The organism is Salinispora oceanensis (assembly GCF_000383575.1).
Classification (GTDB): Bacteria; Actinomycetota; Actinomycetes; order Mycobacteriales; family Micromonosporaceae; genus Micromonospora; species Micromonospora oceanensis.
Genome location: NZ_KB911579.1, coordinates 1,362,850 through 1,375,012, shown reverse-complemented (window position 1 = coordinate 1,375,012; position 12,163 = coordinate 1,362,850). Strand labels below are relative to the sequence as shown.

The 12,163-nt window shown below is 69.4% G+C and carries 9 protein-coding genes; 6 read left to right on the top strand and 3 right to left on the bottom strand.

Annotation, left to right across the window (positions count from 1 at the left end; genetic code table 11):
- Nucleotides 1-5 precede the first annotated feature (5 nt).
- The 4 genes from SALPAC4_RS0106270 to SALPAC4_RS0106255 all read left to right on the top strand — a co-directional run bounded on the left by SALPAC4_RS0106270 (nucleotide 6) and on the right by SALPAC4_RS0106255 (nucleotide 5,327).
- The gene (locus tag SALPAC4_RS0106270) at nucleotides 6-1,538 is read left to right on the top strand and encodes an NADH-quinone oxidoreductase subunit M (protein ID WP_018731241.1); all 1,533 of its coding nucleotides are present in this window, start codon (nucleotides 6-8) and stop codon (nucleotides 1,536-1,538) included.
- Nucleotides 1,535-3,088, top strand: coding sequence for an NADH-quinone oxidoreductase subunit NuoN (gene nuoN, locus SALPAC4_RS0106265; RefSeq protein ID WP_019869589.1), 1,554 nt, complete (start codon nucleotides 1,535-1,537; stop codon nucleotides 3,086-3,088). Before SALPAC4_RS0106270 ends, nuoN begins: the two co-directional genes overlap by 4 nt.
- Before the next feature lie 123 nt (nucleotides 3,089-3,211).
- Nucleotides 3,212-4,297, top strand: coding sequence for a polyprenyl synthetase family protein (locus tag SALPAC4_RS0106260; protein WP_019869588.1), 1,086 nt, complete (start codon nucleotides 3,212-3,214; stop codon nucleotides 4,295-4,297).
- Nucleotides 4,298-4,544: 247 nt separating this feature from the next.
- Complete coding sequence (locus tag SALPAC4_RS0106255) at nucleotides 4,545-5,327, top strand: IclR family transcriptional regulator (RefSeq protein WP_027645100.1); 783 nt, start codon at nucleotides 4,545-4,547, stop codon at nucleotides 5,325-5,327.
- A gap of 105 nt (nucleotides 5,328-5,432) precedes the next feature.
- Here the strand turns inward: SALPAC4_RS0106255 and SALPAC4_RS0106250 are convergent, their stop codons facing one another.
- Together SALPAC4_RS0106250 and SALPAC4_RS0106245 are read right to left on the bottom strand one after the other, a co-directional pair.
- Nucleotides 5,433-7,544 (bottom strand): PhoX family protein, encoded by a 2,112-nt coding sequence (locus SALPAC4_RS0106250; protein ID WP_019869586.1) that lies wholly within the window; start codon nucleotides 7,542-7,544, stop codon nucleotides 5,433-5,435.
- A 202-nt stretch (nucleotides 7,545-7,746) separates the two neighbouring features.
- Nucleotides 7,747-8,133 (bottom strand): phage holin family protein, encoded by a 387-nt coding sequence (locus SALPAC4_RS0106245; RefSeq protein WP_018731259.1) that lies wholly within the window; start codon nucleotides 8,131-8,133, stop codon nucleotides 7,747-7,749.
- Nucleotides 8,134-8,442: 309 nt separating this feature from the next.
- On the opposite strand from SALPAC4_RS0106245, the gene SALPAC4_RS0106240 reads away from it, so the two are divergent.
- Nucleotides 8,443-10,809, top strand: a complete 2,367-nt coding sequence (locus SALPAC4_RS0106240) for an SseB family protein (RefSeq protein WP_020629224.1) — start codon at nucleotides 8,443-8,445, stop codon at nucleotides 10,807-10,809.
- Nucleotides 10,806-11,171: a hypothetical protein gene (locus SALPAC4_RS0106235; protein ID WP_019869585.1), complete on the top strand. Its 366-nt coding sequence runs from the start codon at nucleotides 10,806-10,808 to the stop codon at nucleotides 11,169-11,171. The genes SALPAC4_RS0106240 and SALPAC4_RS0106235 overlap by 4 nt, the downstream gene beginning before the upstream one ends.
- Before the next feature lie 10 nt (nucleotides 11,172-11,181).
- Here SALPAC4_RS0106235 and SALPAC4_RS0106230 read toward each other — a convergent pair whose 3' ends face one another.
- Nucleotides 11,182-12,114: an alpha/beta fold hydrolase gene (locus SALPAC4_RS0106230; RefSeq protein WP_019869584.1), complete on the bottom strand. Its 933-nt coding sequence runs from the start codon at nucleotides 12,112-12,114 to the stop codon at nucleotides 11,182-11,184.
- Nucleotides 12,115-12,163 lie beyond the last annotated feature (49 nt).

Sequence of the window (12,163 nt, the reverse complement as noted above, 5' to 3'; positions counted from 1 at the left end):
GCGTAATGTCCGACTTCCCGTTCCTTTCGGTGCTCACCGTGGCGCCGCTGGTCGGTGCCCTGGTGGTCGCCGTCCTGCCCCGCCGCCGGCCGGAGCTGGCCAAACAGGTGGCGCTCGGCTGGTCGCTGCTGGTGCTGGCGCTCTCGGTGGTCATGTGGGTGACCTGGCAGACCGGTGGTGACCGGTTCCAGTTCCGTGAGTCCTATCCGTGGATTCCGAACTGGGGCGTCAACTTCACCTTCGCTGCCGACGGCATCGCGCTGGTCATGCTGATGCTGATCGCGCTGCTGGTGCCGCTGGTGATTCTGGCGTCCTGGCATGACGCCGAGTCGTCCAAGCGGTCGGTGCCGGTCTACTTCGCCCTGTTGCTGGTGCTCGAGTGCACGATGATCGGCGTCTTCGCCGCCGCCGACGTCTTCCTCTTCTACGTGTTCTTCGAGGTCATGCTCGTGCCGATGTACTTCCTCATCGGCAGTTACGGCGGACATCAGCGGCAGTACGCGGCCGTGAAGTTCTTCCTCTACTCGCTCGTCGGCGGCTTGTTCATGCTCGCCGCGGTGATCGGCCTCTGGGTGGTCGGTGGAAAGACCTTCGACTGGGCGGCGCTGTCGGAGGTGGACATCTCCACCGGGGCCGAGCGCTGGCTCTTCCTCGGCTTCTTCATCGCCTTCGCCATCAAGGCTCCGTTCTTCCCGTTCCACACCTGGCTGCCGGACGCCGGTGGGGCCGCCCCCGCTGGTGCCGCCGCGCTGCTGGTCGGTGTGCTCGACAAGGTCGGGACGTTCGGCCTGCTGCGCTACTGCCTTCCGCTGTTCCCGGACGCGGCCAAGTGGTTCGCGCCGTGGGCGCTGGCGCTGGGCGTGATCGGCATCATCTACGCGGCGCTCCTCGCGATCGGTCAGAACGATCTGAAGCGGCTCGTGTCGTACACCTCGATCGCGCACTTCGGCTTCATCGGGGTCGGCATCTTCGCGTTCACCAGTCAGGCCGCCACCGGTGCGGTGCTCTACATGGTCAACCACGGGCTCGCCACCGGTCTGCTCTTCCTGGTGGTCGGGATGTTGGTCGCCCGCCGGGGCTCCGCGCTGATCAGCGACTTCGGTGGCGCCGGCAAGCTGGTTCCGCTGCTGGCCGGGGTGCTCTTCTTCGCTGGTCTCGCCTCGCTGGCGCTGCCCGGCACCGCACCGTTCATCTCCGAGTTCCTGGTGCTGATCGGCACCTTCTCGGTGAACAAGCCGGTGGCGGTGATCGCCACACTCGGGGTCATCCTGGCCGCGGCGTACGTGCTGTGGATGGTGCAGCGCACCACCCAGGGCACGCTCAACCCGGCGCTGACCGAGGTCGAGGGCATGAAGCGGGACCTGAACCTGCGCGAGAAGGTCGTAGTGGCCCCGCTGGTCGCGCTGATCGTGCTGCTCGGCTTCTACCCGAAGCCGGTCACGGATGTAATCAACCCTGCTGTCCAGGCGACCATGCAGGATATCGGCAAGACTGACCCGGCCCCGTCGGCCGGAACTCCACAGGAGGCGAGCCGGTGAGCGAGCTGAAGCTTCCGTCGATCGACTACGCGGCGCTCGCGCCGACGCTCATCTTGTTGGGCGCCGCTCTGGTCGGTGTCCTGGTCGAGGCGTTCGTGCCGCGCCGGCGGCGGCACGTGGTGCAGCTCGCGGTAGCGCTGCTGGCGGTGCTCGGTGCGCTGACCATGGTGGTGCTGAACGCCAATGATCGTCTGATCACCATCGGTGGGGCGATCGCCATTGACGGACCGGCGCTCTTCCTGCAGGGCGCGATCCTGGTGTTGGCCGCGATGGCCTTGCTGCTCATCGGCGAGCGTTCAGTCGAGCGTGGCGGGGCGTTCGTGGCTCAGGCGGCGGTGACCGCCGAGTCGGCGGACGATCGTCGGCAGGCCGAAGGGGCGCCGGGCGCGACCGAGGTGTACCCGCTGATCAGTTTCGCAGTGGGCGGCATGCTGATCTTCGTGGCGGCGAACGACCTGCTGACCATGTTCATCTCGCTCGAGGTCCTCTCGCTGCCGCTCTACCTGCTCTGTGCCCTGGCTCGCCGCCGGCGGCTGCTGAGCCAGGAAGCGGCGATGAAGTACTTCCTGCTCGGCGCGTACGCCTCGGCGTTCTTCCTCTTCGGCGTCGCGCTGGTGTACGGCTTCACCGCCGGCACCCCGGGCCGGACAGCGGGGGTCGACTTCGCCACCATCCACGCGGCGGTCGCGGAGAGCCCGTCCAGCTCGGTGCTGCTCTTTGGCGGTATGGCGCTGATCGCCATCGGCCTGCTGTTCAAGGCCGGCGCCGCGCCATTCCACGTCTGGACGCCGGACGTCTACCAGGGGGCACCCACCCCAATTACCGGTTTCATGGCCGCCTGCACGAAGGTCGCCGCGTTCGGCGCCCTGCTGCGGGTCTTCCACGTCGCCTTTGAGGGGGCCCGCTGGGACTTCACCCCGGTCCTCGGCGCGGTGGCGGTGCTGACCATGCTCGTCGGCGCGGTACTCGCGGTCACCCAGACCGACATCAAGCGGCTGCTCGCTTACTCCTCGATCGCCAACGCGGGGTACCTGCTGGTCGGGGTGCTCGCACCGACCAGCGACGGGGTCTCCGGGACGATGTTCTACCTGGTGGCCTACGGCTTCTCGGTATTGGCCGCGTTCGCGGTGGTCACCCTGGTTCGGGACGCGGACGGCGAGGCCACCCACCTGTCTCGCTGGGCGGGTCTGGGCCAGCGCTCGCCCTTCTACGCCGGGCTGTTCACCTTCATCCTGCTCGCCTTCGCCGGTATCCCGCTGACCAGCGGCTTCACGAGCAAGTTCGCGGTCTTCAGCGCGGCGTTCGACGGCGGTCAGGGCTGGCTGGTGATCGCCGGTGTGCTGACCAGCATGGTGCTCGCCTTCCCGTACCTGCGGGTGGTCGTGCTGATGTGGCTCTCCGAGCCGGGCGAGTCCACTCCCGCCGTGGTCATGCCGGGTTGGCTGACCTCGGCCGCGCTGACCATCGGTGTGGTCGCCACCTTGGTGCTCGGCGTGTTTCCGCAGCCGCTGCTCGATCTCGCCGCGGGAGCCGCAGAGTTCGTGCGGTGACACCGCTGATCCGGGGCCGGCACGTGACCTCCGTGCCGGCCCCGAGGCTGTTCTCGGAGGTCATGGACGCGTTCGGGAGCCCTTCGGTCATCCCCGCCCCGGGGCTGGCGGTACTGGTGTGGCATGGTGGGAGACGTGGTGAATCCGGCTGACAAGCTTTCGGGTGCCACCGGCCTGGGTAGTCGTTCCGGCCGGGGCGGTGCGGGTCAGGTGGGTGCCGTCGGGCTGCACCCGATCGACGCGGGGCTCCCGGACTCGGCGCTTCAGGTGCTGGCCGGGGTCGAGGCTGCGCTGCGGGCCGATGTCGTCAGCGCTGACCCGTTCGTCACCGAGGCCGCCCGACACCTCCTTGACGCCGGGGGCAAGCGATTCCGCCCGCTGTTGGTGGCGCTCGGCGCCCAGTTCGGTGATCCGACTCGGGAGCAGGTGGTGCCAGCGGCCGTGGTGGTGGAGCTCACCCACCTGGCCACGCTTTACCACGACGATGTCATGGACGAGGCGCCGGTGCGTCGGGGTGCGCAGAGCGCCAACTCCCGGTGGACGAACTCGGTGGCCATTCTGGTCGGTGACTATCTCTTCGCCCGCGCCGCGGATATCTCGGCCGACCTCGGCACCGAAGCTGTCCGACTGCAGGCGCGGACTTTCGCCCGGTTGGTGCACGGCCAGATCGCGGAGACCGTGGGGCCGCGTCCCGGCGTGGACCCGGTGGCGCACCACCTGCACGTGATCGCCGAGAAGACCGGCTCGTTGATCGCTACCGCGGCACGGTTCGGTGGGATGTTCAGCGGGGCCAGCCCGGCGCATACCGAGGCGCTGGCTGGTTACGGTGAGACCATCGGGGTGGCCTTCCAGCTCTCGGATGACCTGCTGGACATCTCCAGCGAGGCGGAGCGCTCCGGCAAGACGCCCGGGACTGATCTCCGCGAGGGCATCCCCACCCTGCCGGTGCTGTATGCCCTCGCCTCGGACGACGCCGACGCCGCGTCGGTGCGGCTCCGAGACGTCCTGGCGGTCGGCCCGCTGACCGATGACGACCTGCATGCCGAGGCCCTTGGACTGCTCCGGGAGAGCCCGGCGTTGAAGCGGGCCCGGGAGACGGTCCGGAGCAGTGCTGAGGAGGCGCGCGCGCAGCTTGCGCCGTTGCCGCCGGGTCCGGCCCGACAGGCGCTCGAATCTCTCTGCGACCAGATCGCGGACCGAACCGGCTGACGCATCTCTCGGTGGTCCGGGCGCCGACCGGACCGGCTGACGCATCTCTTCGCGACCGGTTCCCGGTCCGCCGGCACCACCACGACGTCGGACGGTAGCCCGGGTATCCATGTACCTCTCCGCATCAGCCTTAAGTGATCACTTAATCACTTGCAGTGGATGACGATCTGGTGTTCTCTGCCCGAACAGGCGTTTCCTGGCGGTCCTGAATTTCATATGGTGTAAGTCCCCGGCTGCGGAGGTGGTTGTGCGTGACCCCCTGGCGGAGCCTTCGGACCTCATCCGAAGTGTGTCCCGTGCGCTACGAGTGCTCGAATCAGTCGGTCGTGCCCCGAAAGGGCTGACCGTCAAACAGATCGCGCGACGGTGCGAGCTGACCGTGGCAACCACATACCACCTCGTCCGCACCCTGGCGTACGAGGGCTACGTGATCCGGCGCGAGGACGGCACGTACATCGTGGGCCTGGAGATAGCCGACCGTTACCGGGAGCTGGTCAGCGCCTTCCGCGGACCGCCGGCGGTCGGGGAGTCCCTGCGACGGGCCGTCTTCGACACCGGCTACAGCCACTTCCTGGGCCGGTTCGTCGGCGGCCAAGTGGCCATCACGGCCGCCACTGAAGGCCCACGCTCTCCCTACCTGGAGGACCTGGTTCCCGGCTTCGACGAGGGGGCACACGCCACCGCCCTCGGTAAGGCGCTGCTCGCGACGCTCACGACCGAACAGCGACTGCGCTACCTGCGGGAAAACGGCATGCGCCCGTTCACCACCGGGACGCTGACCACCATCGAGGCGTTCGAGGCTGACCTCGTGGCGGGAGAGCGGCGGGGGATGCAGCTGGAGCTGGGGCAGTATCGGCCGGGGGTGGCCTGTGCGGCCGTGCTGGTGAGCGCGGACAAGGACGTGGAACGCCGGGTGGCGCTCGCCTGCGCCCTGCCGGCCGGCGAGATGATGACCTCCGCCCGGGTCGTTCGTGCGAAGCTGCTTGCGACTGCCCGGGGCATCGCCGACAGTCTCGTCCACGAGACCTGACCGGACGCGGGGCGGCGGGCCGGCGGCAGCAGGAAACGGGCCCTCTCCCGGATCGGGGAGAGGGCCCGTTCGCGGCCCTACCAGGACCGAGGGGCAGCGTAGAGGTCAGCTGCCGATCGGGCCGCCATCCAGGCGCCAGGTGACGACCACGCCCGGCTTGGCGTAGTCACCGTCGGGCCAGGTGGAGGCGGGGTTCTCGATCGAGGCCCCGGAGATCTCCCCCGGGTGCTGCACGGCCACGAAGACCGAACGGTTGTCGCCGGTGACGAACGGGCCACAGGTCTCCGCGCCGGTGGGGACCGTGAGGAACTGCTTCAGGTGGCCCCGCTCCGGGCCTTCGATCGGCGTCGCGAAGAGGCCGTCATTGCTGCCCAGCGCGTTGCCGTCGGTGGAGATCCAGAGGTTGCCGGTGGCGTCGAAGGCGAGGTTGTCCGGGCAGGAGATCGGAGAGACCTTCGTCTTGTCGTATCCGGCGAAGTAGGTCGAGGAGTCCGCCGGGTCGCCGGCGACGATCGGCAGCGACCAGGTGAACTTCTCCGCCGAGTTGTCTCCGTGCTTCTCGACCAGCTCCAGCACGTGGCCGTGGCGGTTGGCGTTACGCGGGTTCGCCTCGTCCGCCTTCGGGTTGCTGCCAACCCCACGCGAGGAGTTGTTGGTGAGCGCGACATACACCTTGCCGGTGAGCAGGCTCGCCTCGACATCCTCGGGCCGGTCCATCTTGGTGGCGCCGACCTGGTCCGCGGCGAGCCGGGTGAAGGTGAGTACCTCGGCAGCGGTCATGCCCTCGATGTACGAGCGGTTACCGCTGACCAGCTTGATCCACCGACCGCCGCCGTTGAACGCGCCGTCGCTGGGCAGCTCACCGGAGCCGTCGATCTCGTCGGCGCTGGTGTAGTCCAGCTTGGCGACGTAGAGGGTGCCCGACTCCAGCAGGGTCAGGTTGTGCTCCCGGTCCCGCCAGGAACTCCCCTTCTTGAACTTCTTCTCCGACACGAACTTGTAGAGGTAGTCGAACCGCTCGTCGTCGCCCATGTACGCGACCACGTGTCCGCTCTTCGACACGATGACGTTCGCGCCCTCGTGCTTGAACCGGCCCAGCGCGGTGTGCTTGCGCGGCCGGCTCTCCGGGTCGTACGGGTCGATCTCGACGACCCAGCCGAACCGGTGCGCCTCGTGCGGGTGCTCGGTCAGGTCGAAGCGTTCGTCGGCGCGGTCCCACTTCCGGTTCCCGCTCGGGTAACGGTCGGTGGTGTTGACGCCGTACCGGGCCAGGCTCGGCTTCAGCTCCTCCGGGGCACCGTCGCCGCCGATGAAGTACTGGTTGAAGTTCTCCTCGCCGGAGAGCACCGTGCCCCAGGGGGTTACCCCGCCGGCGCAGTTGTTCAACGTGCCGATGACCGTGCGCCCCTTCGGGTCGGCAGCGGTCTTGAGCCAGTCCGAGCCGGCGGCTGGACCGGTCAGCTCGAACTTCGTCGCCCCGGCGGTCACCCGACGGTTGTACTGCCGCTTGCCGGACTTGACCGGGCGCCACTCACCGGTGCCCTGGACCCGCTCCAACTCCACTACGGACATGCCGTGCGCGGCGATCGCGACCTTCAGCTGCTCGACGCTGAGCGAGTCCACGTCGGTGAAGCCGGGGAACATCAGGTTCTCGTTGGTGTACTCGTGATTGACCACGAGAAGGGCCTTGGTCCGGCCCAGCGGCAGCACGCCGACGAAGTCGTTGTTGTAACCGAACTGCTGGGCCTGCGCCTTGGCCGTCTGCTTGTGCAGGTCGAACGGGGGCGCGCCCGGCACCACCTCGTCGCCCCAGCGGATGACCACCGAGTGGTCGTAGCCGTTCGGCACGATGAAGCTGTCCAGGGTGTTCGGTGGGACTGACTTGAAGGTCAGCTTCCCGTCGCCGACGCCACCGGGCGGGGCGGCGAACTCGGTCGTCTCCGGGGTCACCCCAGCGGAGGAAGCGGCAGCGGCGCCGCTGCCGGCGAGCACACCGGCGCCGCCGAAGCCCAGGACCAGCGCACCGACCGTGCCGGCGCGAACCATGCCGCGGCGGGAAACCTCGGCGTCCACCAGGTCGCCGAAGTAGGTGTTGTTCGAGGTGTTGGGCACCGGGTGGTCACAGGCGTTACCACACCGGTAGAGACAGGTCATAGCGTCACGACTGCCGTGGCGGATGGAGCCGAGCAGCGGGAGCAGCCGAGGACGGTCGCTCATGTGGAGGGGCCTCCTGATTTCGATTGCGCACGCCGCGGTCAGCGAATGGCGTGCGTACACGCCGGAGGCTAGGAGGAGACTATTGCCGCCAGTGTGCAGCAATGTGAACCAAAGCTGAACACCCCGGATTGGGGTGACACTGTCGGAACGCCGTGCCCGCCACCCCGATACACGTACCGATCGGGGCGGCGGGAAGACGCGGCTAGTCGCGGTCGAAGATGGCGCCGAGTAGCCAGGTGACCACACCGACGAAGAGCGCGCCGAGGACGGCGGCCGGCCAGAACCCGTCAACGTTGAAGGGCAGCCCGGCCTCACCGGCGATCCAGCTGGTCAGCTGGAACAACAGGCCATTGACGACCAGCGCGATCAACCCGAGGGTGAGGAGGTAGAGGCCGCAGCCCACAGTCTTGATGATCGGTTGGAGCACCGCGTTGACGACGCCGAAGATCGCGGCGACGAAGACCAGCGTGGTGACCGTCTCGGTGGCCGAATCCGCATCCAGCGTGATGCCCGGGATGAGGAGCGTGGCCAGCCAGAAGGCGGCCGCGGTGATGCCCAACCGGATTAAGAGCCCTTTCAGGAAACCCATGGCGGAGAATGCTGCCACGGACTGTTCTTCCAGGGAAGGCTCGGGTCCCGTCTTCCGCGGAAGGCGCGGCCTCGAACCCGTGCGTCTGGGCCTCCCCGCTCCCGGCGCGCGCACTGCGGCCGTTGCCGCCGAAGAAGCGGTGCGGGGGTGGGACCGGTGCCGCGACATCGACCGACTCCGGATCGTGTCGATGCCAGAGCGGGGTGTTATCGCTCGCGGCGGTCCAGTATGGCCAGCCCGTTCTGATCTTGTGGCACCTTGTAGATTAGACCCCATACGCGTGCGCTGTCGCCGGGAGGAGGGCTGGCCTTGACCGAATGGGAGCCGGCCACCGAGGTAGAGGTAACGCTGCGTGACGCGTTGCGTGCCAATGACCAGCAACGATACTTCCGCGTCCTGGCCCGCACGGAGCTTTTGCTGCCCGTCTCCGCGCCAGCGCCGGCCGGTCAGGCGTCAATGAACTGGGGCACCTGGAGCGCCGGCGGCCGAACCCACGTGCTGGCGTTCACCTCGGTCGCCGCGCTGCGCGCCTGCCTCGGTGAGCACGCGGGCGCGAACCGCCGAGCCGCCTACGCTGAGCTTGTCGACCATTGGCCCAACCACGAGTGGTGGTTGGCAGTCAACCCGGGTCTGCCCATTGAGGGTTATCTGCCGGCGTGGTACGTCGCCCAGCTCTCCCGTGGCGATGTCCGCCTGCCCGGTCGCACGATGGGGACTCGGGCCCGGCTGGAGCGCGACGAGACCAACCCCCGGCCTCGTCCCTTCGAGCGCCGGGAAGCGGAGCCGGCCGCCGGGGCGAAGGGGCCGGACCGCGCTCCGCGGGCTGGCCGAACACCCGAGGGCGTCGCCCCCCTGCGCCCGTCGCCGTCCACGTCGTCTCCGGGTGCGCCGCTGCGTACCCCAGCCGACCTGCGGGCGGCGGCCCTCCGACGGCCGGTGATGGACGCTGGCCGGGCCACCGGTGGGGACCCGGTGGCACCCCGCCAGGCTCGCCCACCCGAACCCGGCCCCGCCGACGGAGCCGCACCCCCGCGGGGGCAACCCCGGAGCCTCCCCGAGCAGCCCTCCGGTCGCCGGTCCTTCTTCGAACCGGCCGCGGCCCGTAGTGACCGAGATGAGCGGAGGTCGCGCCTTACCCGGGGCGCCCAACAGTTTCCGCGCCGGCAACCGGTCAGTGAACCGTCACCGGCCACGTCGCCGATGTTCTCGGCCCAACCCACGACCCGGGTCAACCAGGACGGCGCTGCCCCGCCCGGCGAGCCAGCACCCGGGCCGGCGGCAGCGGAGGACGCCCGGACTGTCCGTTTCCCGGTGCCCGACCCGGCGACCCTCCGGCAGTACGCGCGTCGCACCAGCGCGGTCCCGCCCCGGCCTACCTCGGCGGAGTCGGAGCCGACCCCGGTCACCGAACCGGCCTCCGGTTCGCCACCCCAGCGGACTCTTTCTCCGACGGTGATCGAGGGGACGGTCGTCGAATCCCGGAACCTGACCGCTACCGGGTCGGACGGTGCCTCGGCGACTTTGCCGATATCGGTAGCGGCGGGTGCGGTCCCGGTCGGCGGCGCCCCGGTGCTCCCCGCCAGTGGCGATCCGGTCGAGCCCACGATGCGAATTAACGTGGCGGAAGTAGGTGACCTTCCCCGGAGCCCGATATCGTCCCCGAATCCCGCCCCGACCTCCGTGCCGCCGGATTTTGTACCGGCCAACGCGGTCGAAGCGGACCTGGCCACGGCGGCCATCAGCGGCAACACCGACACCTTCCTGTCGACGCTGCTGCTGGCCCAGGTGCTGCTTCCGGTGGCGACCGACTCAGCACCGGGTAGCCGGCCCGGTGGGGCGGGGTTCGTCTGGCAGACCGAGGAGCTGGACGGAGCGTTCTCCGTGGTCGTCTACACCTCCTCGGAGCGGCTCGCCGAGCACACCACCGGGACGGTCGAGACCATTCGAGTCCGCTTCGTGCAGCTCATCCAGCGTTGGCCGGACCGGTCGTGGTCCTTCGTCGTCAATCCGGGAACCCCGATCGGCACGAAGCTGCCCGGCGAGCAGATCGTCGGGCTCGCCAACTGGGCGGTGGAGGTGGGCCTGGGCGAGGATCGGCCGGAGCCCGAGGCGGCACCGGCCGCGTCGGTGCCGGCGGGCCAGCCGGCACCGGCCGACCGGCCGCGTTACCAACCGCCGAGCCCCGAGGCCACGAGCCCCGTCCTGATGCAGAAGGCGGTGGCCGCCAGCCAACTCGGCTACTACCTGGAGCGGGGGTACGACCGAGTCTCCGGTTTCGTGCACCGGGCTGGTGAGCTGGCACACCTGACCACCCCGGCTCAGCTCTACGACGCGCTCGGCCTGGGCTACCCCGGTTCTCCCTTCGAACGGAGCGCCGAGAAGATCTACGTACTGCGGTGGCCGGCGTTCCGGCCGAACCTCTACCGCATCCCGTACGGCGGGCAGAGCGAAGCCGCGATGCAGGCCATGGAGGGCTGGGTGATCGAAAAGCCGCCGTTCCGTGGCAACGGCTTCGCTCCGAGCGAGAGTAGCGACGTCGTGGCGGAGTTCAAGGTTGACAGTGCCCGGCTGCCGCACGGCACGCAGCTGTGGCGGATCGGCGCGGACGGCACCGAGCGGCTCGTCGCCACGTTGGATGTTGACGCACTGCGGTGGCGACAGGCGGGTGACGGGTGATCCGGGACGGGTACGTGGCTCGCTGGCGGGGCCGCGAATACCAGGCCAGTCCGGACGGTGGTGAGGTCCGGTTGTATCAGCGCGAGCCGGGCGAGGGCTTCACCGAAGTACGCCCCGGCCGCCACCTACGCGTCGTACCGGCTGCCGAGGTTGACGAGCTGACGTACATCCGTACCGCCTGCACCTGGCAGCGGCAGCCGTTCATCGTGTTGGGCGAGCACGACCGTTGGCTGCGGGTCGAGTACACGGGTGGGCGCTGGCCGGTCGCCGAGGCGATGGGTCTCGAGGCGTTCGACTACGGCGTCTACCAGGGCTGGGCACCGGCCGCGGAGGTTCGCGACCTGCGGGAGGTTCGCGTCTAGCGCCGGTCAGCTAGGACTTCGCCCAGCGCAGGATCTCGCCGAGCACGATCTCCGGGGCCTCCACGTGCGGGAAGTGCCCGACCCGGTCGAGCAGGCGCCACTCGTACGGCGCCACCACGTACCGGCCGGAGCCCTGGGCGGTACGCGGCAGGACCGCCCGGTCGAGGGCGCCGTGTAACTGGAGGGTCGGCGTGACGAGGGGCTTCTGCATGAGCCGAACGAAGCGGTAGCCGTGCAGCCGTAGCGCTGACCGGAAGGCCCATCGGTAGCCCTCCAGGGCGCAGAAGGCCGCCTGCGGGATCTGCATCGCCGTCCGGCACCGGTCCGCGTACGGTTCGAATTCCGGGCTTTGCACCCACTCCGGCCCACCCCAGCGCCGCAGGATCTCCGCTACCGCCGCCCCGTCGTCGCGGGTCAGCACGTGCTCGTAGCGCGGCAACTGGAACACCAGCGTTGGCGTGGAGGCAGCGAACTGGCCACGCGGATCAGCGAAGATGGCGGCCCGTAGCCGGAGCGGGTGCGGGGCGCCGAGCACCACCAGTCGGCGGACCAAGGTCGGGTAGAAGGACGCCGCTGTCCAGCCCAGGAGCCCGCCGGCACCGGAGCCCACCACGGTGGCGGAGCGCTCGCCCAGCGCCCGGATCAGCCCGGCGACATCGCCGGCCAGGGTGTAGCCGTCGTATCCCCGGGGTGGCTTGTCGCTCGCGCCGTAGCCGCGTAGGTCGACCGCGACTGCCCGGAACCCGGCGTCGGCGACCGCCGGTAGCAGGTCGTGCCACGCCCACCAGTGCTCCGGAAAGCTGTGCAGGAAGAGCACCATCGGGCCGGTTCCGGCCTCGACCACGTGGAACCGGCTGCCGTTGGCGCCGACGAACCGGTGCGTCCACGGCCCCTCGGCGAGGACACAGGACTCGTCAAGGGCCCCGTCGCGCTGCTCGGTCATGTGCCACAGCCTAAGGCCCGGGTCACAACCGGGCTGACATGGAGCGGAG

Excerpts from the sequence above, each read along its gene's own strand:
- SALPAC4_RS0106230 (WP_019869584.1), bottom strand. The coding sequence starts at position 12,114 with ATGACCGAGCAGCGCGACGGGGCCCTTGACGAGTCCTGTGTCCTCGCC.
- SALPAC4_RS0106250 (WP_019869586.1), bottom strand. The coding sequence starts at position 7,544 with ATGAGCGACCGTCCTCGGCTGCTCCCGCTGCTCGGCTCCATCCGCCAC.
- SALPAC4_RS0106270 (WP_018731241.1), top strand. The coding sequence starts at position 6 with ATGTCCGACTTCCCGTTCCTTTCGGTGCTCACCGTGGCGCCGCTGGTC.
- SALPAC4_RS0106245 (WP_018731259.1), bottom strand. The coding sequence starts at position 8,133 with ATGGGTTTCCTGAAAGGGCTCTTAATCCGGTTGGGCATCACCGCGGCC.
- SALPAC4_RS0106260 (WP_019869588.1), top strand. The coding sequence starts at position 3,212 with ATGGTGGGAGACGTGGTGAATCCGGCTGACAAGCTTTCGGGTGCCACC.